This is a genomic window from Candidatus Kurthia intestinigallinarum, assembly GCF_003991225.1.
Lineage (GTDB): Bacteria > Bacillota > Bacilli > Bacillales_A > Planococcaceae > Kurthia > Kurthia populi.
On the sequence record NZ_JTFC01000008.1, the window covers coordinates 51076 to 74189 of the forward strand.

The 23114-nt window shown below is 37.5% G+C and carries 19 protein-coding genes and 1 pseudogene; 12 read left to right on the forward strand and 8 right to left on the reverse strand.

Features of this window, described 5'->3' with window-relative positions; all coding sequences use genetic code 11:
• Positions 1–4: 4 nt before the first annotated feature.
• Entirely contained in the window at positions 5–799 is a 795-nt protein-coding gene (locus QI30_RS02275; protein ID WP_126989330.1) for a putative hydro-lyase, read from the forward strand.
• A gap of 143 nt (positions 800–942) precedes the next feature.
• On the opposite strand, the gene norA is transcribed toward QI30_RS02275, so the two are convergent.
• The 4 genes from norA to QI30_RS02295 form a co-directional block, all read right to left on the reverse strand.
• Positions 943–2133 carry a multidrug efflux MFS transporter NorA gene (norA, locus tag QI30_RS02280; RefSeq protein WP_126989331.1) on the reverse strand — a complete coding sequence of 397 codons (1191 nt, stop codon included), beginning with the start codon at positions 2131–2133 and terminating at the stop codon, positions 943–945.
• Positions 2134–2193: 60 nt separating this feature from the next.
• Positions 2194–3030: a MerR family transcriptional regulator gene (locus QI30_RS02285; RefSeq protein ID WP_126989332.1), complete on the reverse strand. Its 837-nt coding sequence runs from the start codon at positions 3028–3030 to the stop codon at positions 2194–2196.
• 13 nt (positions 3031–3043) lie between these two features.
• Positions 3044–3802 carry an IclR family transcriptional regulator gene (locus tag QI30_RS02290; RefSeq protein WP_126989333.1) on the reverse strand — a complete coding sequence of 253 codons (759 nt, stop codon included), beginning with the start codon at positions 3800–3802 and terminating at the stop codon, positions 3044–3046.
• 98 nt (positions 3803–3900) lie between these two features.
• Positions 3901–4206: an excalibur calcium-binding domain-containing protein gene (locus QI30_RS02295; protein WP_233600503.1), complete on the reverse strand. Its 306-nt coding sequence runs from the start codon at positions 4204–4206 to the stop codon at positions 3901–3903.
• Between the two features lie 79 nt (positions 4207–4285).
• On the opposite strand from QI30_RS02295, the gene QI30_RS02300 reads away from it, so the two are divergent.
• From QI30_RS02300 to QI30_RS02315, 4 genes are all read left to right on the forward strand, one after another.
• Positions 4286–4987, forward strand: coding sequence for an alpha/beta hydrolase (locus tag QI30_RS02300; RefSeq protein WP_126989334.1), 702 nt, complete (start codon positions 4286–4288; stop codon positions 4985–4987).
• Between the two features lie 670 nt (positions 4988–5657).
• Positions 5658–6503 carry a TetR/AcrR family transcriptional regulator gene (locus QI30_RS02305; RefSeq protein WP_126989335.1) on the forward strand — a complete coding sequence of 282 codons (846 nt, stop codon included), beginning with the start codon at positions 5658–5660 and terminating at the stop codon, positions 6501–6503.
• Positions 6504–6602: 99 nt separating this feature from the next.
• Positions 6603–7055 carry a MarR family winged helix-turn-helix transcriptional regulator gene (locus QI30_RS02310; RefSeq protein WP_126989336.1) on the forward strand — a complete coding sequence of 151 codons (453 nt, stop codon included), beginning with the start codon at positions 6603–6605 and terminating at the stop codon, positions 7053–7055.
• Positions 7052–9508: an MMPL family transporter gene (locus tag QI30_RS02315; RefSeq protein ID WP_126989337.1), complete on the forward strand. Its 2457-nt coding sequence runs from the start codon at positions 7052–7054 to the stop codon at positions 9506–9508. Before QI30_RS02310 ends, QI30_RS02315 begins: the two co-directional genes overlap by 4 nt.
• Positions 9509–9572: 64 nt before the next feature.
• On the opposite strand, the gene QI30_RS02320 is transcribed toward QI30_RS02315, so the two are convergent.
• On the reverse strand, positions 9573–10490 hold the full coding sequence (locus QI30_RS02320) for a DUF2268 domain-containing putative Zn-dependent protease (protein WP_126989338.1): 918 nt from the start codon (positions 10488–10490) through the stop codon (positions 9573–9575).
• Between the two features lie 213 nt (positions 10491–10703).
• The gene (locus QI30_RS02325; RefSeq protein ID WP_370323577.1) at positions 10704–11015 is read right to left on the reverse strand and encodes an SDR family oxidoreductase; all 312 of its coding nucleotides are present in this window, start codon (positions 11013–11015) and stop codon (positions 10704–10706) included.
• A 60-nt stretch (positions 11016–11075) separates the two neighbouring features.
• Here QI30_RS02325 and QI30_RS02330 point away from each other — a divergent pair, with 60 nt between their 5' ends.
• Positions 11076–12074, forward strand: coding sequence for a S66 family peptidase (locus QI30_RS02330; protein WP_126989340.1), 999 nt, complete (start codon positions 11076–11078; stop codon positions 12072–12074).
• Between the two features lie 60 nt (positions 12075–12134).
• On the opposite strand, the gene QI30_RS02335 is transcribed toward QI30_RS02330, so the two are convergent.
• A complete protein-coding gene (locus QI30_RS02335; RefSeq protein WP_126989341.1) occupies positions 12135–12692 on the reverse strand; it encodes a hypothetical protein in 558 nt (185 codons plus the stop codon).
• Between the two features lie 95 nt (positions 12693–12787).
• Here QI30_RS02335 and QI30_RS02340 point away from each other — a divergent pair, with 95 nt between their 5' ends.
• Positions 12788–13498 carry a pentapeptide repeat-containing protein gene (locus QI30_RS02340; RefSeq protein ID WP_126989342.1) on the forward strand — a complete coding sequence of 237 codons (711 nt, stop codon included), beginning with the start codon at positions 12788–12790 and terminating at the stop codon, positions 13496–13498.
• A pseudogene (locus tag QI30_RS02345) lies at positions 13499–13946 on the forward strand (NUDIX hydrolase). It abuts the gene before it with no gap.
• A gap of 18 nt (positions 13947–13964) precedes the next feature.
• Here the strand turns inward: QI30_RS02345 and QI30_RS02350 are convergent.
• Complete coding sequence (locus tag QI30_RS02350; protein WP_126989343.1) at positions 13965–14447, reverse strand: rolling circle replication-associated protein; 483 nt, start codon at positions 14445–14447, stop codon at positions 13965–13967.
• Positions 14448–14822: 375 nt separating this feature from the next.
• Between QI30_RS02350 and QI30_RS02355 the strand changes: the two genes are divergently transcribed.
• The 4 genes from QI30_RS02355 (at position 14823) to QI30_RS02370 (ending at position 23016) form a co-directional block, all read left to right on the forward strand.
• On the forward strand, positions 14823–16835 hold the full coding sequence (locus tag QI30_RS02355) for a type I restriction-modification system subunit M (RefSeq protein WP_126989344.1): 2013 nt from the start codon (positions 14823–14825) through the stop codon (positions 16833–16835).
• Positions 16832–18016 carry a restriction endonuclease subunit S gene (locus QI30_RS02360; protein ID WP_126989345.1) on the forward strand — a complete coding sequence of 395 codons (1185 nt, stop codon included), beginning with the start codon at positions 16832–16834 and terminating at the stop codon, positions 18014–18016. The genes QI30_RS02355 and QI30_RS02360 overlap by 4 nt, the downstream gene beginning before the upstream one ends.
• Before the next feature lie 15 nt (positions 18017–18031).
• Positions 18032–21022, forward strand: a complete 2991-nt coding sequence (locus tag QI30_RS02365) for a type I restriction endonuclease subunit R (protein WP_126989346.1) — start codon at positions 18032–18034, stop codon at positions 21020–21022.
• Between the two features lie 83 nt (positions 21023–21105).
• Positions 21106–23016, forward strand: coding sequence for a DUF262 domain-containing protein (locus tag QI30_RS02370; protein WP_126989347.1), 1911 nt, complete (start codon positions 21106–21108; stop codon positions 23014–23016).
• Positions 23017–23114 lie beyond the last annotated feature (98 nt).

A 23114-nucleotide genomic window follows, 5' to 3' on the forward strand; every position in this document is an offset into this window, starting at 1 on the left:
AGGAATGACAATGAACTATCAACAACAATCACCACAAGCAATTCGCGAAGCCGTTCGAGCGGGTGTCATTACAGGACCGACAGCTGGCTATGCGATGGGCTATGCGCAAGCTAATCTAGCTATTTTGAAAAAGGAGCATGCTTTTGATTTTCTATTGTTTGCACAACGAAATCCAAAAGCCTGTCCAATTTTAGATGTCATTGAGCCGGGGAGTGTATCGCCATCGCGTATCGCAAAGAACGCGGATATTCGTACCGACATTCCAAAATACCGCATTTATAAGCACGGGGAATTAGTCGAGGAAGTGAGCGATTTGAAGGACTACTGGTCAGACGATTTTGTGTGCTTCTTAATTGGCTGTAGCTTCTCATTTGAAAATGCATTGATGAATAATGACATCGACGTGCGTCATATTTCAGAAGGCTGTAATGTCCCAATGTTTAAGACAAATATTGCCACAGAAAAAGCCGGTATATTTGAAGGGCCAACCGTTGTATCTATGCGTCCGATTCCTGAAGCAGAGGTCGTGCGCGCTGTTCAAGTAACATCACGCTTTCCGTCCGTGCACGGCGCACCACTGCATATCGGCAATCCAGCGAGCATTGGCATTCGTGACGTGACAAAGCCAGACTTTGGCGATGCAGTACCAATCAAAGACGGCGAAGTGCCAGTGTTCTGGGCATGCGGCGTAACACCACAGGCCATTGCCATGCACGTTAAGCCGGATTTAATGATTACACATGCACCAGGGCATATGTTTGTGACCGATGTAAAAGATGCGTTTTACGGGGTTTTATAGCCACATAAAAGAGGCTTTGACATACGTGTAGAAATCACCTCTCATAGGAGCATAAGAAAAACCGGAACCGCGGCACAGCGCGATTCCGGTTTTTCGTTGCGAACGCTAAAAAAGGAAAATGACGTGTTTTGTCCCAGCCTTTTTTATTTTGGCTCAATTGTTGCGTTTTTTTTCAGCAATGGATTTTTCCAAGCCATCGCAAGTCCTAGTCCAGCAAGGATAAAGACAGTTGCGAAGTAGTATGGATAGTTAATATCAATATCGAATAACACCCCGCCGATAACGGGACCAAACACATTGGCAAGTGATGTGAAAAATGAGTTCATCCCACCAACAAAGCCTTGGTCATTACCTGCAATACGTGATAAATACGTAGTAGCAGCCGGACGAATTAAATCAAAGCCGATAAATACCGTAAACGTTACCGCCATAATCATCCAGTAAGAGTTAACAAGTGTCATCGCAAATACGAGAACGGCAGATAACAGTAGCATAATACGAATTAAATTAATTTCGCCGAGCGCCTTCATCATTGGATCAAAGAACACCACTTGGAAAATCGCGCCTAAGATGGCCCCGCCGGTAATCGCAATGGCGATATCTGACGGGCTAAAGCTGAATTTATGGTCTACATATAAGCTAAAGAATGATTCAAAAGCGGCTAGACCAAATGATGAAATGAAAATAACAGCAAATGCGATGAAAAACATCGGCATTAGTAATTTACGGAAGCTACTTTTTCCTGCTGTCTCATCTTCTGTAACTGGAATAATTGGACGCTCTGGCTCACGTAGTAAAATCATTGAACCGACAGCGGCCACAAGTCCAAGGATACCTGCTGAATAGAACGGGACACGCGTGCCAATTTCTGCTAAGAAGCCGCCAATCCCCGGTCCGATAATAAAGCCTGTCGAAATTGCTGCTGACATATAGCCAAGTGCTTTTGGACGGTTATCTTCCGTTGTAATATCGGCGATAAAGGCAGTGACAGCTGGCATAATAAATGCCGCACTCAAGCCGCCTAAAATACGGGAAATAAATAACACATCAATCGTTTTCCCAAAACCGAATAATAGTTCTGACAAACCGAAAATAATTAAGCCAATGACAATCATAATCTTTCGTCCGAAACGGTCTACCGCCTTTCCGGCAAATGGGGAGAAGATTAACTGTGTTAAAGCGAACGCCGCTGTTAAATAACCAACGACCTGTCCACTAATGTTTAATTCGTTCATCAACCTTGGCAGTACAGGGATAACTAACCCAATACCGAGGAAGGCAATAAACAAATTGACTAATAAAACGCCTAACGTGATGGATACTTTTTTACTCATGTTGTTTTACCTCTACATCTTAAAGTACCTATAATGTTAAAGCCTACAGTAACTGTAAGGTCAAGCCTTAATTTTTACTTTTATCTCCACGATGTACGTAGGAGCTTCGTTTGGCGAGAAGCTTGTCGGTAAAAACAGCTCATACACAGGTGACTGTGCTTGCCATCCGCGCGTGTTAATGGCCTGATAGAACTTTTGATAATTTGATAAATAGTGATCAAATGTATATTCAAACGCAATGCATGCATAGTGGCCCGCTGGAGAGGTAATCAGATCCATGTTCGTCTGCATATAGTCAAAAGTATGTGATGTAAGTAGTGGCATAAACAAATAATCATAGCGTAAATCCTCGATTTTTTGATAATCCTGTAGCGGATAAATGCCGCCATAGCGTACATTTACAGCACTTCCACTTTGTTCTAGAGTTTCAATTACCGAATTAAAATAAATACTAGGGTCATCAGGGAAGGTGAAACCGGGTGTTTTGACAGCGAGTAGGCGCTCACCTTCATCATCCTTCTCATAAATTTCTTCATATACAGGAATTTTAATTTGCTCCTCCAACTGCTTCATCGTTTTTTGCAGTACGAGCTGCACCTCCTGCATTTTACGCAATTTTTCACTCACACGCTCTTGCTGTTCATTTAGAAATGAAAATAACTGCGCAGGCGTAAAATTTTGTGCATGTTTAATATCATTTAGCGATGTTCCAATATATTTTAATGATTTAATCAAGTCCATATTTGCTAGCTGCAGCTCACTATAATAGCGATAATTCGTTGCAGGGTCGACATAGGCGGGCTTAAATAACCCGATTTCATCATAATAATGAAGTGTACGTACGGGTAGATGAATCATTTTAGATACTTCACCAATTGTAAAATAATTTTGCTTCATGTTGTGTCCTCACTTACGATTCAATATAGCCAAGCTTTGTCGAAATATCACTGGCTGCCTGTTTGCCAAGTGTAATAAAACGTTCAAGTTCCGCGCCTACGTAATCCTTTTCAATACCTGCAATGCTAATACCAGCGATAATATCCCCTTTATAATCTAAAATCGGGAAGGCAATGGCTGCGGTAAAGTCCTCAAGCTCTGAATAACTAATCGTGTAGCCAACATTTCGCGCTTGTGAAATGGAGTGACGCAACTCTTCAATCGTTGAAATCGTCCCTTTCGCAAATGGAATAAGCTCCACGCGCTTTAAATATTCCTCGCGCTCCTGTGCCGGTAGAAAGGATAAAATGACACGCGCACAGGCCCCCGCATAAAGTGGTGTCCGGCGACCAATCATTGTATACAGGCGCACTGGTTGAATCGATTGGATTTTTTCGATATACACTGCTTCGTCGCGGTCACGAATAATTAAATTAATCGCCTCGCCAAGCTCCTTATGTAACTTCTCCATCGCGGGCATCGCTAATTGACGGATATCCATACGTTCCGACACAAGATGACCAAAGCGTAAAAAAAGCACTCCGAGGCTATAGTGACCATTTGTATCCTTATCAAGTAAATCCATTTCTTCAAGTGTTTGCACCATACGATAAGCTGATGTTTTTGGAATGCCTGAATACTCGACAATTTCATTAAATGATAATTTAGCATGTCGAATAAATAAATTTAAAATTTCCATCGAGCGCATAACCGTTTTATTTTTACTCTGCATGTTGTAACTCCCCCTCGTGCTAGTCCTTTTATTATACCGAAAGAGGGGACGCATGACACAATGAAAAGAAGCACCCAAATAGGAGTGCTTCTGACGTACTATCGTTCACAGGCAATGCCATCCCGGTCACGGTCCAAATCTGAATTTTGACGTGTGGCCGCTTTGTAAATAGAAGCCGAAACTTTTGCGCGACTTGCTTCATAGACAACGCGACCATTCCGCTTCTTCACTTTATTTTTCGTACTTGCTGACTTTCGAACACCATAAGGATATGCTTTGTTAAATGCGGTACAATTATTATACGTGCTTTTTGCGTCGGCTGTTACTGGTGCTGCAGTTGTCGTACCAAAGAACGTCGCACTGAGCATCATAGCCGCAAATGAAAATTTCACCATTTTTTTCATTTGAATCCCTCCCATTCCTTTGCTCGTTACCCGTATTTATATACATTATTCATATTATTTAATAAGGAGGAATTAAAAAGTGGACGCATTTACACTTCATAACTATCAAATAACGGTGACAATCCCTGAAAAACCCCATCCAAAGGAAGGGTTTCCTGTGTTGTATGTACTAGATGGTGAGCATAATGGTCCGGTTGTACGTGCCATTATTGATGCGCAGATGATGATGCGTAAGCTGACAAAAATTTCGCGCATGATTGTCGTGACAATCGAGCAGCCACCTGCAAAGCGCTTTTTTGATTTTACCCCACAAGCTCCGCATTACAATGTCTCTAACACATTTCCGATGCCAAAAGAAGGACCATTTGGCGGAGCAGAGGCGTTTCAACAATTTTTAGTACATGACGTAAAGCCATTTATAGCGGCACATTATCCAGCCAGCTCCCGTAGTACCTTATTCGGTCATAGCCTATCAGGATTTTACGTGCTGTGGCATCTGCTAACAGCGCCAGAAGATTTTACGAGCTATATTGCGCTTAGTCCATCCGTTTGGTGGAATGACGAGGAATTGTTGACGTACAGTACAGCACTTCTTGAAGCGCATCCGCCAAAGAACTTGTATGTGGCCGTAGGTGAGTTTGAGCGCTCCATGCATGCACCTATTGAGCGCTTACTAACACATTTATCTGCTGTGCCACACACTTTTTATATGGCACCAGAGGAAAATCATTTATCCGTTTTACCGACAGTGCTAAGTCGTGCGTTGCGATTTATTAAATAGCTCAGAAAAAATCATCGATTCGCTCAGAAAGCAGCTTTTCGATACGACATATTTTTCGATAAGTGACAACTGTAAGTATATAGGCATAGTGTCGTCGTATTCATTTGCTCTTTATCAGCATTATCACAAATCATTATGATTTTTTTGGCGATTTGTAGTAAAAAGTCGTACACTATCCGAATTAAAAACACCCGTTAGAGCTACTCTAGCGGGTGTTTTTTGGCCGTTTATCGGCTTATAAGGGTTTTTTTAGCACAGAGAAATCATCCGGATCATGAAAATTTGTCAACCGTCGATTTTTTTGAATAAATGTCATTTTACTTCTGCTATTGCGGCTTTTTGTATGTCCGAAAAGGTCTTTTTTTGGTAGGAATTGTCCTTTAGGGAATCATTTTTGCCCTAAAATCGTTCTTTTTGGGAATTAAAAATAGTATTTATTTTTGATGACGTCGCGAAATAAAAGTTTAGTTGACAGATTTTGCACGATAAGTAGGACTTCGATGAAAAAACGTGCGCTAATGGTCCTGTTTTGACACATATTTTAAACTATGTCGTATCCAAAACACGCTTTCTGCACGTATGATTGATTTCTGAAAAATCATTTCTCAAAAGCTACATTGAACTTTCAAATCGATTATAATGAAACTAAGAATGGATAAAGGAAGTACATATGATGAATGAAAAACAATTTGCGATGCAAAAGGCGGCGCATCGTTTATTTAAAGAAAAAAGCTACGTAGAAACATCAATTGCGGATATTGTGAAGGAGAGTAATGTGTCGCGGGGCACATTTTACAATTATTTTGCATCGAAGGCGGCATTGCTCGTTGAGATTACGCGTTCTTTTCAGGAACATTTAAAAGAGGAGCGCACTTTACTAACAGTGCAGCATCGTGGAACGGATGAGGAATTACTGCGAGAGATCATTTATTTATGTCGTGAGAAGGAACAAAACTCACGCATTAATCAAATCGTCGCGGAGGCAGCTGGGGAGAAAGATATTGACTTGGTGCGCTATGCAGAAGATTTGCGTATCAATCGTATGCAGTGGCTTCATGTGTATGTAAAGCGGGCTTTTGGTAGCACGTATCCGCACGCGACACTTGCAGCTACACAGTTTGTCGAATCAACTTTAAATTATCATATTAGTTTTAATCGTATCGTCAATAAACCACGTACCTTACGAGAAATTGTTGATTACTGTGTGGATTTAATGATTTTTGCGTTGCCAAAACTAGAAGAAAAGCCACTTTTTTCTACAGATGATTTTTTATTTGATGACCAAATGACATGTAAGGAACGCTTTACAGAAGCGGCGGATCAGTTAATTCAATGGCTCCTAACGCATGAGGTTGATAATACAATGCTGTTTAAAGAATATATTGAGCTTCTCCTTAGCCACCGCGAATTACCACTTACAAATCCAGCGCTAACAGCACATATAAAAAAACAGCTAGTCGAGGCGTTAAATCCAGACTACCCAGCAATTCATAATTTTGTAAAACTCATTGGTTAAGGACAATGAGTTTTTTTGTTGACATTCAATAGTTCACAGGGATAAACTATCAACATTAAAACAGTTCATGCATATGAACTATATAAGGAGGGCTAAAAGATGGAGCGTATTGCACATGCTATTTCACTGCTTGAGCGTGTGATGATTTCAGGAAGTGAACTCGTGACGAAGCAATTGAACGAAGAAAACTTCAAAGGATTATCATCAGAACAGTACGAGGTTTTGAATTATTTGAAAATCCAAGGCGATAAATATCCGAGTGAGATTGCGAAATTTCAAGGAGTCCAAAAAAGTGCGGTGTCGAATCGACTGAGTAAACTGCTCACGCAGGGGTATATTGAATATGTATCATCTCCAACAGGGGATAAGCGTTATAAGCATGTTCATCTGACAGATGCAGGAATCGCATTATTGACGCAAATTAACGAAAAATATTGTGCGTTAATTCAAGAATGGTTTGAGGACTTTGAAGAGGATGAGCAGTTGGAGAATTTTATTAGCACATTAGCAATGATTCAGCAACGTATTGATGAGAAAGGGGCGAAAGCATGAAGAACTTAAAAAATATGCGGACCGTAGCGCTTATTTTTTGGATTATCGCAGTAGTGGTAGCAGTTGTTGCATTACCAGATTTACAAAAGCTTGGACAGGAAAAAGGCCAAGTTGCATTACCGGCTGATTTTGAAAGTGAAAAAGCAGCAGCCATTTTAAATGATATGAATAACAACGGCAAGTCCACGTATGATTTTGCGATTGTCTTCAATGATGAAAAGGGAATCTCAAAGGCAGATAAGAAGAAAATGAATGAGGTTCTACAATATTTTGAGGATAATAAAAAGAAATATGGTATTACGGATACGCTGTTTTATAACGATAGTAAGCAAACAGAGGAACAGCTTGTTAGTAAGGATAAGACGACGATTATTAATCAGCTGTCAATTAAAAAAGAGTTAGAAAGTGCTACGGAGGTAGCTGATAAATTAAATGCGAAGCTAAAGGATTTACCGATGAAGACATACATTACAGGTAGTGATGTTGTCATGGATGACTTCGCGCAAACATCTCAAGAAGGGGTACAAAAAACGGAAATTGTGGCGATTATTTTCATTATTATTATTTTGATTATCGTTTTCCGCTCACCTGTTGTACCGTTTGTGTCTCTGTTATCTGTAGGGGTTTCTTATATTGTGTCACTTAGCATTATTGCGCAGCTTGTTGACGCATATAACTTCCCCTTCTCAAACTTTACACAAGTCTTTCTTGTCGTTATCCTGTTCGGGATAGGAACCGATTATAATATTTTATTATTCACGCGGTTCCGCGAAGAGCTTGCGGCGAAGGGGCATGTGCTACATGCTATTAAAGAAACGTATCGCACAGCAGGGCGCACCGTACTTTATAGCGGCATTGCCGTATTATTCGGTTTAGTGGCGTTATTCTTTGCGGAATTTAGCTTCTACCGTGCAACGGGTGGTGTTGCAATTGGCGTGCTCGTGCTCTTACTCGTACTGTTTACATTAAATCCATTTTTCATGGGGCTACTTGGTATGAAACTTTTCTGGCCAGTGAAAAATGTGAAGTCTCATGCAGATAATAAGCTGTGGGGCTTCCTTGCATCCCAATCATTTGCGCGCCCATTTGTGGCGTTAGCCATTGTAGCCATTATTGCGGTGCCATCGATTTTAATGTATTCAGGAAAGCTGAACTTTAATGATTTAACGGAAATTAGTGATAAGTATGAATCGAAGCAGGCGATTAACCTCATCTCAGATAAATTCCCTGCTGGGATGAGTTCACCAACGACATTAGTCATTAAAAGTGATGAGAAATTAACGTCAGCAGAGGCGCTACAAGAAATTGATAGACTGACTGCGAGACTAAAAGAAGTAGATGGCGTTGATAAAGTATATAGTGTCACACGTCCAGAAGCGAAAAAAATCAAGGAGCTGTATTTAGGTGATCAGCTTGATACGGTGACAGATAGCTTAGATGAAATGGAAAAAGGTACGAATAAAGTTCGGATAGGTTTAGAGGATGCGGCAAGCCAATCGGCGGCTGCTACCGAGCAAACCGCAGCAATGCTTCCTCCACAAGCTGCTCAGCAAATGGCTACTCAGGCAGAAGCACAGGCACAGGGCTTAAAGCAAGCAACAGGTGGCTTAAAGCAAGTGGAAGATGGCCTAAAGCAAACGCAGGATTATACAAGTGAAGCGGCAAAAGGCAATGCGAATGTCTTAAATGTGCCAGATGATGTGCTGACAGGTAAGGACTTTAAACAAAGCTTAGATACGTATATGAATGATGACCAAAATACGACAACGATGCGGATTATTTTAAAGGAAAATCCATATACCGCAGAAGCAATGGATGTAATGAAGGAAACGCAAAGTGTCGTGCATTCATTCGTTGAAGGCTCATCTACATTACATGATACAGACGCTTATCTAGGTGGTAAAACGATGTCAAACGTCGATTTACAACAAATGTCGGATAGTGATTTTAAACGCAGCATTATCATTATCTTAATCGGTATTTCACTGATGTTACTGTTCATTACGCGTTCACTTGCACAGACAGCTACAATTTTAGTCGCACTTGTTGTCGCAAGCTTCGCAAGTCTAGGTATTACCGAATGGATTGCTGCAACCTTCTTAGGAGAGGAAACACTGAGCTGGAACGTACCATTCTTCACGTATATTATGCTCATCACACTCGGCGTCGATTATTCTATCTTCCTAATGATGCGCTACCGTGAAGGTGAGAATTTAGGACTTGAAATGATTGTAGAAGCTTGTAAGAAAATGGGTGGCGTCATTTTATCAGCCGCTGTTATTTTAGGTGGTACATTCGCCGCACTCATTCCATCAGGTATTAATACATTAATTCAAGTGGCCGTAGCCGTTATGATCGGGCTTGTGTTCCTAGCCGTGCTACTCATGCCGGTGTTTATCCCAAGTACCTTTGGCTTATCAAAGAAAATGAATGAACCGAAGAAAAAAGCATAATGAAAAAAGAGCTTAGCAAATGCTAGGCTCTTTTTTTGAGCAATACTATGTGCAAATGTCATTTTTACTCGTCATAGTGACTGAAATAGTTCCCTTTATCGATGATTTCCTGTGTGCTTAAGCTTGTCCATTTCTCGATGGAAGTACTCGGAGCGTTTGCTAAATACGATTCAATCATTTTATACCCTTCGCTATAGCCATAGAGAAATGGTAACTCATTGCCACCTCGTAGAATTTCGAGTGAACGAGTTGAATTGATTGTGTCCAAATCCTTTTCAATTTCAGCCCAAAAATTCTTATCGTATGTAGGGTCTACAGGGGTAGATTCTAATGTAGGATAGACCATTTTTTCAAACATTACCGCTTTTCCTTCAAAAATCAAATTGTCTAAAACGGTATTTATATCATAATGAAGCCCTTTTTCCGCATACATACTATGATGATATTCATGTGCTATCGTCGTTTTTAAAAAATCCGCATCAAATAAATTATTATAAGGAATGATGATTTTTCCAGCGCCAACCGTGTAGGGAGATGCATTAGTATCAATACTAGGGAAGATACACACGGTTACACCTTTTTCAGTCGGTAATAAGGCTGCAGACTTTTCTAATGCCTCTTGGATTTCCTCGTTTATCTGTGTTTGATTGGTTGCAAGAAAATCATTGATTATCTTTAATTCCGTTAACCTTGTAGGTGCGTCATAGAGTGTAGCATCTGCCATATAAATGTATTCACCTTTTTTAAAGCACTCGTCATAAATTGGTTGAATAACCGTTTCTTGATACAAGTCTGATGATGCTTCACTTGGATTTTTTTGCGCCTGTTCGATGTAGTTTTTAAATAAGGCGGCCGTGTGAATAATTTGGAAATTTTGCTTATCTTGTTCAAAGGAATAAATGTCCTCTGTAGGTGCAGCCTGCTGACAGGAGCTCAGCAAAGCCAGTACACAAATTACTAGAAAAAGAATGCCTGATTTCAACTGCTTTCCACCTTTGCTGTGAATGGTCTTTTATTTCATTGTAACAAATTATGGAAAAAATATGTGCTGTTTCTTTTATTTTATCCGGTAAAATTGGCGATAAATCAGCTGTTACACGATTGCGAGATCTTATAAAAAGCGTTATGACAATGAAGTACTTGTCATAACGCTTGTATATTTGTAAAAACGAATACTTATTTACATGTAAACAAATTATTGCTTTACTTTTTCTAAATTCGCAACGGTTCCACCGTCAACACGTAAGTCAATTCCTGAAATATAGGACGCATCATCGCTTAATAGGAATGCAACAGCTGTGGCGATTTCACTTGCTTCACCTTCACGTTGTAGCGGTGTTAGCTCAAGCATCGTTTGCATTTCTTTTTGCTGTGACGCTTCCTGGCGACCCATTGGTGTATTGATTGTGCCTGGAGACCTACGAATTTCTGCAAATTGTGGGTAAGTTAATGAAAACTGGGCCGAGCGTGTGGATGCACGAATTGAGGGGATGGAATGAGAGGAAATTGCGCAAAAGCGTAATTTCCTCTTTTTTTGTGTACACTAGCTACAAAGGATGTGAGGCATATGTTAAATCGTTTGAAAAAAGGGGATAAAATTGGTATCTTTTCACCGTCCTCCCCAGCATCAGTTACCGCAAAAAAACGCTATGACCGCGCGAAGGCCTATTTAGAGAACAAAGGTTTTATCATTGTCGAAGGGGAGCTGACCGGGAAAAGTGAGATTTACCGTGCAGGAACACCAAAGGAACGTGCAGCAGAATTGAATGCGCTTCTTCGCGACCCGTCGATTAAAATGATTATGTCGATGATTGGAGGCACGAACTCGAACAGTATGCTGCCCTATCTTGATTATGCACAATTTGCGCGCACACCAAAGCTCGTCGTCGGCTACTCTGATACTACGGCGATTTTACTCGCGCTATATGCTAAAACGGGGATTTCGACCTTTTATGGCCCGGCGCTTGTGCCATCTTTTGGTGAATTTCCTCCACTTGTCGATGACACCTATGCGTATTTTGAGCAGTATTTTTGCGATGCACAGGTCCCCTATACACCGAATATGCCTGCTATGTGGTCGGATGAAGCGGTCAATTGGCTTGACTATGAACGCCCGAAAAAGCTATCTAAAAATGAATGGCATAGCATAGGCACAGGCAGAGTCGAAGGACGTCTAATCGGAGGCAATAACAATGCGATGTATGGCTTTATTGGGACCCCTTATTTCCCGGAAATCCGTACCGGTGATATTTTATTGATCGAGGATACGATGAAATCACCAGACGTCGTTGAGAAAAATATGGCGATGCTCAAGCTCCATGGTGTCTTTCATAAAGTGAGTGCCATCTTACTTGGGAAGCATGAGGGTTATGATGATCATGGCACAGGAAAACAGCCACTAGACATTCTCCTAGAACAGCTAGACGGCGCAGCTATACCGATTTTATCAGGTATTGATTGCTGTCATACTCATCCCATGCTGCCACTCGCCATCGGGAAAAAGATTCGAGTAGACTTTGAACATAAAACAATTACAAGCATTGAAGATTGGTTTGTTAATAAGTAAAAAAATATACATGTTTACAAAAAATAAAAGGAATCGCAGCTATTGCGATTCCTTGTTTATTTAGCGTTTTTTAGCACTTGTTACTTTATAATACGTCACTTGCTTACCTTTTTTCTTAACCGTGATTAAAACAATCCCATGATTTTTCGCAATAAACGTATAGCCACCATCTTGGTTTTTAATGCGGATCACATTTTTATACGTTTTGTTGCCAACCTTTTTCGTCGTATTTACTGATTTCACTTCGTAACGATAGCTGTAGGCATTGCCCTCTAAATCATATTCTTTCAGCTTATACGTTTTTCCGCTTGTCATTGGAAATTTATATGCGGGCGTTAAATAGACATCTGAATACGCTACACCGAGCGAAAGATATTTATCATTATAGAGATGGGTGTAGCCGCGATAATTTGTTGTTGTACATTGACGCAGGGAAGCAGGGCCACTACATTTGAGATTTGACAATCGTTTTGGTGTACCTTCTAAATCGTACGTACTGTAGCTATAACCTTTACTTGGCACATAATTGGAACCAGCAGAAACGGTTGCCGCGGAACTTGTCATCGGTGCGATGGCTAAGGACAGAGTAGTGACGGCAGTGATGAACCATTTTTTCATAAAAACACCCCTTTTTTGTATTTTATTGACTGTACCACATCTTTCTCATGAATGAAATAGGCTATAATTAGGATAATCATAAGGGGGATTTTACGATGCTAAAACCACTGAAGCACCAACAATTTAATCACGAACAACAACCAAATAGCGAATACCACGAGCACGAATTAATCGACGTTCAGTTTACGAATACGAATTTAACAGGAAGCTATTTTAATGATAGTCAGCTTACAGATGTGTCATTTGAGGGCACTGATGTATCCAATACCGATTTTACAGGCGCTACATTCGACCAGGTTTCCTTTAAAGATGCGCTGTTGACGAATACGAATTTCCATCTTGCGGAGTTTCATCATGTATCATTTGTCGGTGCCACACTCACGAATACAAAATTTAATCAGGCTGTTTTCCGCCAGTGTACTTTTTTGAATGACCAGGGAGAGAGCGTAGATTTAAGCAGCTGTGATTTTACCGAAGCGGATTTTGCCTTTGAGGATATGAACCATATACATTTTGGTCAGGCAAAGCTACAAAATTTAAACGGCGAGGGTACACAATTTACCCATGCGAATTTAGCGGGAGCTAATTTAAAAAATGCAGACCTACTCGGCGCAAATCTTGTCGGTGCTGATTTAACAGATGCAGATCTCACTGGCGCCTTCACAAAAAATGCGGTGTTTACTAAAGAAAATGCATCTGAAGCTAAACCTACCAAACCCACTCCAAAGAAATCCATCAAAGGCTTTATTTTTACAATGCTATTTGTCGTTGTAATTGCCCTATTAATTTGGGAGTTTGTGAAATAGATGGGCTACATCAACGATTTACGTAAAAAATAGGCACCGCACCAATCATGATGGTCGGTGCCTGTGTGCTGATTTTCAACGAACAAAGCCAGCTCCTTCTACAAAAACGAATTGATAATCATTGCTGGGGACTTGCAGGAGGCTCGATGGAACTTGGCGAAACCCTTGAGTCGCTATGCGCGAAATGCTTGAGGAAACCGGGTTCACACCGCGTGAACTAAAGTTATTTAATACATTTTCCGGACCCGAACTTTATTATAAATACCCACATGGCGATGAAGTGTACAACGTTGTCACTGCCTTTATTTGTACTGACTATCATGGAACCCTCGCATTTGATGAAGCAGAAGCAAGCGCCATTCAATTTTTTGATTTGGATAAGCTGCCAAAGGAAATAAGCCATCAGTACCTGCATTTGCTGTTGTTTCGTAAATTTAATTATTTTTAAAATCAATATCTACCTAAGTTAAAGCGAGGCCTCACCTTTCCACTTCTCTGCAAGTAATGGTTTAAATACTTTCGGGATATGGCAAAGGATATGAAAGTGTACATTACCATTCGTTTGAAATTCAATTGCTCCTACATAACGTAAATCTGTAGTAACAAGCTTCTTGCAACGTTTTAAACTTTTCCAGAACAAGTTAAATTTATCACGACATGCATAGAAATCTTTTGTATCAAACTCATGTGTACGTCTAAATGTTAACGTTAACATACAGAAGTTATGTTTAAAGTTCGCATGAATGATATCTTTAAATGTACATCTGCTATTGGCAATAGAACAAAGTCTATTCTCGGCTGCTTGTTCTTTATCTACAGGTAAGCTATCCATTTGGCATGCTTTCTTTTTACACCCGCCCTTTCTATCATAAGAATCTTCTGATACATATCTTTTAATTGCTTGTGTAACAGTTGGCGTGTGCTTAATTGTTACTTGTAAATTTCTCATCTAAGTTCACATTCTTTCTTATAGTTTATGCTTGTATTAAATATCCTCATAACATCTGTTATAGAAGGACTTATCATCTTTTTCTCTTAATAAAAGTGGTCGAAATTAATTACTATTAAAGTGGATAAGGTTATTACTTTTAAATGACGTCTGTTATTGTCTGCTATTACCTTTTATTGTTTGAACAGTTATAATTGTAAGTAATGTAACTTTAGAAAGCTAATTGTTAAATGGGGTACTATGGACCACTAGAATTGATGAGGTATGATTTGCGTTAGTTTTCATATCAAAAAAGTACATATTATTCGAAATTCCTCCATGTAGCTCGACTAGAGAGTGTGTCAAGAGGGAAATTTAAAAAATGAGGTATCAATTATGATTAATTTCCAAGACAAAGTAAGCTTCATTTGGTCAATCGCAGAGATTTTGCGTGGACCATATAAGCCAGAAGATTACGGTAAGATCGTTTTACCATTAGCAGTGTTACGACGTTTTGACTGCGTATTAGAAAGTACAAAAGAAGAAGTATTAGCGAAAGCTGAACAGTTTGCGACAATGTCCGAGGAAGCTCGTGAGCCGATTTTAAATCGTGTATCAAAACAAAACTTCCACAACATTAGTAAATATGATTTCAAAAAGTTGTTAACAGATTCAGATAACATCGCAGATAACTTACGTGATTACATTAATGGGTTCTCAAAAGTAGCACGTGATATTATGGAGCACTTCGATTTTGATCGCCAAATTGACAAGTTAGATCAAAACAACTTGTTATATTTAACGATTAAACGTTTTAGCGAATTAGACTTGCATCCAGAGACGGTGTCAAATGTTGAAATGGGTTATGTATTTGAAGAATTAATCCGTCGTTTCAGTGAACATGCAGAAGCAGGGGATCACTATACACCACGTGAAGTCATTCGTTTAATGACACATTTACTGTTCTTACATGATGATGCCAATATTTTAACGAAACCAGGTTTAACACAAACGTTATATGATGCAGCAGCTGGTACAGGTGGTATGGGGTCTGTTGCACAAGAATACTTGTTAAATCTTAATCCAACAGCGCATTTAGAGTTTTTCGGTCAAGAAATCAATCCAGAATCATATGCCATCTGTAAAGCAGATTTATTAATTAAAGGGGAGGATGCAACGAATATTCGTTTAGGGAATACATTATCCAACGATAAATTCCCGACAGATAAGTTTGATTACTTAATTTCAAACCCTCCATACGGCGTTGACTGGAAATCATATGAGAAACCAATTAAAGCAGAGCATGAACAACAAGGATTTGACGGTCGTTTCGGTCCAGGGACACCACGTACAAGTGATGGACAGTTATTATTCTTACTACACTTACTTTCAAAAATGAAAGACGTCACACCAGAAAACCCACAAGGTTCTCGTTTAGCGATTATTATGAATGGCTCTCCTTTATTTACAGGGGATGCAGGTTCGGGCGAAAGTGAAATTCGTAAATATGTGTTAGAAAACGATTTAGTAGAAGGCATTGTCGCATTACCAAATGACCTTTTCTACAACACAGGTATCGCAACATATATTTGGATTTTAACGAACAACAAAGCACCGTTATCAAAAGGAAAAGTACGCTTAATTAATGCGGTCGATTTCTATAAAAAAATGAAAAAATCAATGGGTAGTAAACGTAACGAAATTAGAGAAGATCAGTTAAATGAAATCGTTCGTTTATATGGCGATGCACAACCAAATGAATATGTGAAAATCTTTGATAATGAAGATTTCGGGTATGCAAAAATCACTGTCGAACGCCCGTTACGTTTAAATTTCCAAGTGAGCGAAGAACGTCTAGCACGTGTCGTTGAAGAAAAGGGCTTTGCGAACTTAGCGACTTCAAAGAAAAAAGGTGACGCAGCGCACTTTGAAATGGAAGAAGGTAAAAAACTTCAAGCACAAATTTTACACGTCTTACGCACCTTAGAGAGCGATGAAGTATACAAAAATCGTGAAACGTTTACGAAAATTTTAAAAGATGCGTTAGCAGAAGCAACTATTAAACTCGGTGCACCTGTACTAAAAGCGATTTTAAATGGTTTATCTGAAAAAGACGAAACAGCCGATGTATGTATGAAAAACAAAAAAGACATCGAGCCAGATACAGATTTACGTGATACAGAAAGTGTGCCATTAAAAGAAAATATCGAAGAGTACTTCGCACGTGAAGTATTGCCACACGTACCTGATGCATGGATTGATCAGTCGAAAACAAAAATCGGCTATGAAATTCCATTCACTCGTCAGTTCTATAAATACACAGCATTACGCAGTTCAGCAGAAATTATGGACGAAATTCGTACATTAGAAGTGGAGATTGCTGAGCAGTTGAAGAAGGTGATGGAATGAGTAAGATTAAAGAATTAGATGTGCCATGGTTAGGTGATTTACCAGAAAATTGGAGAGTGTTAAAGCTGAAATATTTATGCGAAATTAATACAGGAAGTAAAGATACTCAAGATAAAATACCTGATGGAAAATATCCATTCTTTGTACGTTCACCGCATATTGAAAGTTTAAATGAATTTACACATGATGAAGAAGCGGTTATGACAGCTGGAGATGGAGTGGGTGTGGGGAAAGTATTTCATTATTATGAGGGTAAATTTGCTGCACATCAACGAGTATATGTTTTTACAAAATTTAAAAATGTATTAGGTAAGTACCTATACTATTACGTAATGTCTAATTTGAAATTTGAAGTATTAATGGGTGGAGCAAAATCAACAGTTGATTCACTGCGAAGACCTATGCTCTCTGAGTTTCCAGTAGTATTCCCAATGATAAATGTTCAAGATAAAATAGTGAAATATTTAGATCGAAAGGTGAAACAATTAAATTATCTAATTAATTCTAAAGAAAAATATATCTCATTATTAGAAAAACAACGCCAATCAATCATCACAGAAGCTGTAACAAAAGGTTTAAATCCGAATGTGAAAATGAAAGAATCAGGTGTTGAGTGGATTGGTGAGATTCCTGAGCATTGGGAAGCTAGTAAGTTAAAAAATATGTTTATTTTACAGCGTGGTCATGATTTAACTCACGAACAATTCAATAAAGGTATTGTTCCTGTATATGCTTCTAATGGAATTATGGGGTACCACGATTTGATTACTACTAAAGGACCCAATGTAACAGTAGGACGTAGTGGAAGTGTTGGAAAAGTAAATTATGTTGAATGTGATTTTTGGGCGCACAATACTTGTATTTATGTGAAAGATAGTAAAAAGAATAATATGAAATATATTTATTATATTCTAAAGTCTCTAGATATGGGTAATTTAAGTACTCAGACAGCTGTTCCAACATTAGATAGAAAAAATATTCAAAATTCTATGTTCGTTTATACGTTAGATATTGAAGAACAAAGAGAAATTGTAATTTACCTAGATAGAAAATTAGATGAAATAGAGACGACTATTGGGGTTATTGAAAAGCAGATTAATAGTTTAAAGGAATACCGCCAAGCTCTAATTTATGAAGCAGTAACAGGTAAAATTGATGTACGTGATATGGAACTTGATTAAGTGAGGTGAAATGGAATGGCTGTAGATACATCTGAAAAAGGATTTGAAACGAATATTGAATTGGCATTGATTGGTGTTGGCTATAAAAAGCGTGTATTAGAAGATGAAGCGAGCAAGGCGTTTAAAGAGCATGCGATTGACGTTGAAGAACTGTTTGCATTTTTAGAAGATACACAAGAAAAGCGTATGCGCACATTAGAAAAATCATACGGTCCTTCTTATAAAAAAGAAGTATTGAAACGTATTAAAATGCAACTTCATAAACAAGGTCTTGTGGAATGTTTGCGTAAAGGGATTAAAGATCGTGGTGTGACATTACAGCTTGCCTATAATAAACCACCGACAGATATGAATAAAACATTGAATGAGCAATATGCAAAAAATCGTTTTAATGTTGTACGCCAAGTTTATTACAGCGATAAGCATAACAACAGCTTAGATATGGTGTTATTTTTAAACGGTTTACCAATCGTTGTGATGGAGCTGAAAAATCCGTTAACGAATCAGACAGTAGAACATGCGATGAAGCAACTGAAAAAAGACCGTGATCCACGTGAACAATTGTTTAAGTTTAATGAACGTGTCGCTGTTTATTTTGCTGTTGATCCAGATGAAGTATTTATGACGACAAAGCTGGCTAAAGAGAAAACATACTTCTTACCGTTTAATAAAGGCAATAATGGCGGTAAAGGGAATCCGTTAGCTTATGGTGATAACTACCGTACGCATTATTTATGGGATGAAATTTTAACGCCTAATAGCTTACTAGATATTTTATATCGTTTCGTTTTCGTGAAAAAAGACGATATTAAAGATTCAAATGGTGAAACGATTGGTGAACGTCAAATGCTCATTTTCCCTCGTTTCCATCAATTAGATGCAGTGCGTAAATTAGAAGCTGACGTCAATGAAAAGCAAGTAGGCCAAAACTATTTAATTCAGCACTCTGCTGGTTCTGGGAAAACGAACTCGATTTCATGGCTCGCACACCGTTTAGCAAAATTACACAATGAAAATAATGAACCGATTTTTAGTAGCGTTATCGTTATTACAGACCGTCGTGTATTGGATAAACAATTACAAGACGCCGTTTATCAGTTGGAACATAAAGCTGGTATGGTTGCGCCAATTGATAAAGATTCTGAGCAGCTTGCACGTGCACTAAATAACGAAACTCGTATTATTATTACGACGCTTCAAAAGTTCCCATTTGTATTAGAAAAGGTAGCAGGATTAGAACGTAAAAAATATGCGGTCATTATTGATGAAGCCCATTCATCACAAGGTGGTAAAGCCTCTACTGCGTTAACGAATGTATTATCTGATAAAACGCTTGAAGCAGCATATGAAGAAGATCGTATTGCGGAAGAAAACTTAGATGATGTTGACGAAAAAATCGTTGAAACGATTATGAAAAGTGGTAAGCAAGATAATGTATCGTTCTTCGCATTTACTGCTACGCCAAAACCGAAGACACTTGAAAAATTCGGTACGATGGGCGCGGATGGAAAACCACATGCATTCCATCAATATACGATGCGCCAAGCAATTGAAGAAGGCTTTATTTTAGACGTACTTGAAAACTATACGACGTATCAAACGTTCTGGAAAATTGCGAAGACAGTTGATGATGATCCAGAAGTGTCTAAAAAACAAGCAACTCGTAAGCTTGCACAATATGTTTCATTGCATCCACATAGCATTGCACAGAAAACGGAAATCATAATGGAACATTATCGTAATTTTGTGCAACGTAAAATTGGAGGTCGTGCAAAAGCAATGGTTGTAACGGCAAGTCGTTTACATGCTGTTCGCTATAAAATTGCTTTTGATAAGTACATTAATGAAATGGGCTACGAGGATTTAAAAACAATTGTGGCTTTTTCTGGTACTGTGAAAGATGATGAGATTAATTATACAGAGCCTGATATGAATGATTTCTCTGAAAAAGAGCTACCAGAAAAATTTAATTCAGACGAATATAAAGTGTTACTCGTGGCGGAGAAATATCAAACGGGATTTGATGAACCACTATTACATACGATGTATGTAGATAAACCTTTAAGCGGTATTAAAGCGGTTCAAACATTGTCTCGTTTAAATCGTATGTGTCCAGGAAAAGAAGATACATTTGTGTTAGATTTTATTAACGATCCAGATGTCATTAAAGAATCATTCCAACCTTATTATGAATCAACAAGTCTTTCAGAAGTAACGGACCCGAATATTTTATATGATATGCAAGCGGAAATTGAACCGTACCAAGTGTTTACGGATGATGAAGTACAACGAGTGAATGAAATTGAAGTAGCAGGTGGTGTTACGAAATCAACAAAAGCGCAAACGACTTTAAATGCGATTCTTGATAAAGGTGTCGAACGTTTCAAAGACCTTTCTGAAGAAGAACAATTTGCTTTTAAACAAGTCGCAACTAAATTTACACGTACGTATGGTTTCGTACTGCAAGTTGTAACGTTCATTGATTTAGACTTACACAAGCAATATATTTATTTAACATATTTACTACGCAAACTACCACGTGGTAAGGGTGATAAAGATATTTATATCGCAGATGATGTTGCGTTGGAATACTACCGAAATCAGAAAGTTTTTGAGGGTAGTATTGAATTGGAAAAAATGGGTGATGCTGAACTTGATCCACAAAGACATGGCGGAGGCGGTCAGCAAGAAGATGAGAAGATTCGTTTATCAAGCATTTTAGATAAATTAAATGACCGATTCGGCACGAACTTTACTGAAACAGATTTTCTTTCACGTGAACAAGTAAAAGAGGATATGCTGAATAGTGAAGAAGTACGCCAACAAGCGCAAAACAATACAAAAGACAACTTTAAATTTGCTTTCGAACGTTCATTCATGGATTTTGTTATTGATCGTATGGGTAGTAACCAAGAATTCTTTATGAAGATACTGGAGAATGAGGAATTTAAGACATATATCATGCAAGATATGATGGATGAAGTGTATGGAGAAGTGAATAGATAAAAGGGAAATGAGGACATTACGTGTCCTTATTTTCGAGTGTTTATTATCTGAAAAATCAATTTAAATTTCCGGGGGGATAAAATATGGGGTTTAATACTGAAAATAGAACAATACTTGATATCTTTCAAAGACCATCTAGATATGTAATTCCTAGATATCAGCGTGAATATGTATGGAAGCAAAGAAATTGGGACGAGTTGTTAAATGATATTACTTTTACATTAGGTTTTAAAAATGAAAAAAATGAGTGGACACACTTTTTAGGGACAATAGTGTTGAGTAGTAATGTTAAGCTAAAATCTTCAGACTCTATCAGAGGAATTAAAGATTATGAAATTATCGATGGTCAACAACGAATTACAACACTATTCTTACTATTTTCTTCGATATGTAGCAGACTATATAAAATTAAAGATAATGAAGAAGCTTTACAAAGAGCAAAATATATTGAAAATACTTTTATTAATTCAGTTACACCGCAAAATGAATTAATACCCATATTATATAATAGTGAGTATAAAGATTTTATACTTGAATTACTTCATAGTATGAAACAATCTCAGCATCAAAAACTATCAAATGAAAATCCGTATAAAGCAGCATTTGAATATTTCTATGCATATTTTTTAACGAAAAGTTTTATTGAGATAGATCAATTTTTAGATAAATTATATGATATTAATATTGTTGAAATTGTTTCAGAACAGGAAGAGGAAATATATAATATATTCGAAGTATTAAATGCTAGAGGCCAACAACTTAAGCAGATAGAATTATTAAAAAATCATACTATGAAATATATCTATCCTAAAGTAGATGATTATATTGACGACGCTAGAAAAAAATGGATTGATATTTATAATCAAACGGATAACTTATCAGATAAGGATGATTTATTGAATCATTTTGCTAAATGTTATTTAAAAAGAAAGGCTGAAAACGCTGATGATGTCTATAGGTTATTTAAAGAAGAAATAAAAATTGAGGGAATGTCTTTATTTTTAAATGATTTACATAGATTTTCAGGGTTATATGCTCAAGCAACACATAAAAATACGACAGACAAATATATCAAATACTTCAATTTAAAGAATAATAAGCAAATAAGGTCATTACTTACATCAGTTTTAGAAATATTTTATAAAGGTATTATAGATGCGAATGCAAAAGAAGCTACTTTGAAAAATGTAAGGAATTTCTTTGCTATTTTTAATGCGTCTAGAGAAACTAGTAATAGAACAGATACTGCTATTAAAAATGCAGCTTATGCTGTATACAATTCGAAATCTGAAATAGAATTTAAAGTAGAAATATCAAATTTATTCTATGAATTAAACAAATTGATTTCATATGAGCACTTTAAGAATAATTATAGTTCAGCTCTTAAATATTCAAATAAAGATAAACGTTTAAAAAATAGTAGATTAATAAAATATATATTAATGGAGTATTATAGTTATTATCAAACAGATGCGTATTTAAGCGAAAATGATATTACAATTGAGCATTTATTAGGTGACAATGGTGATACAGAAAATGCACATATTCATAATTTAGCATTAGCTAATAATATTGTTAACAGTGATAAATTGAAAAATAAACCAGTAAGAGAAAAAATTTCGATTCTAAAGGAATTTTCTAATTTAAATATAAATCATTGTTTAGAAAATTATTTAGATGTTACTGATTTTAAGTCTGAATTAAGAAAAGATGAAATGGCATCACAGCTATTTAATGAAGTTTTTAAGTTTCAACCAGATGTATTTGGGTGGAGTAAAAATGATTTAACACAGTATTTTTCAAAGTTAAAAAAAATAAAAGAAACAGAAGTGAAAAGTGAAAAAATGAAGTTGGATAAAGTTAAATTGGAAGAGGTTTTGAGAGCGAAAGGCAAATATTTTGATGTTGTAATAAAAAATAATCCAAATTTTGAGCATTTAAAAGAAATCTATTCAATTTTGTTTGAGGATACATTATTTTTAGTTGAATCGTAGTTAAACCTGTAGTTAATACTTTTATCACGTCTGTTGATTAACTAATTTTTACCAATAAAATGCAATAAAAAAGAGAGATTCCATGTAAAATGTAAGTT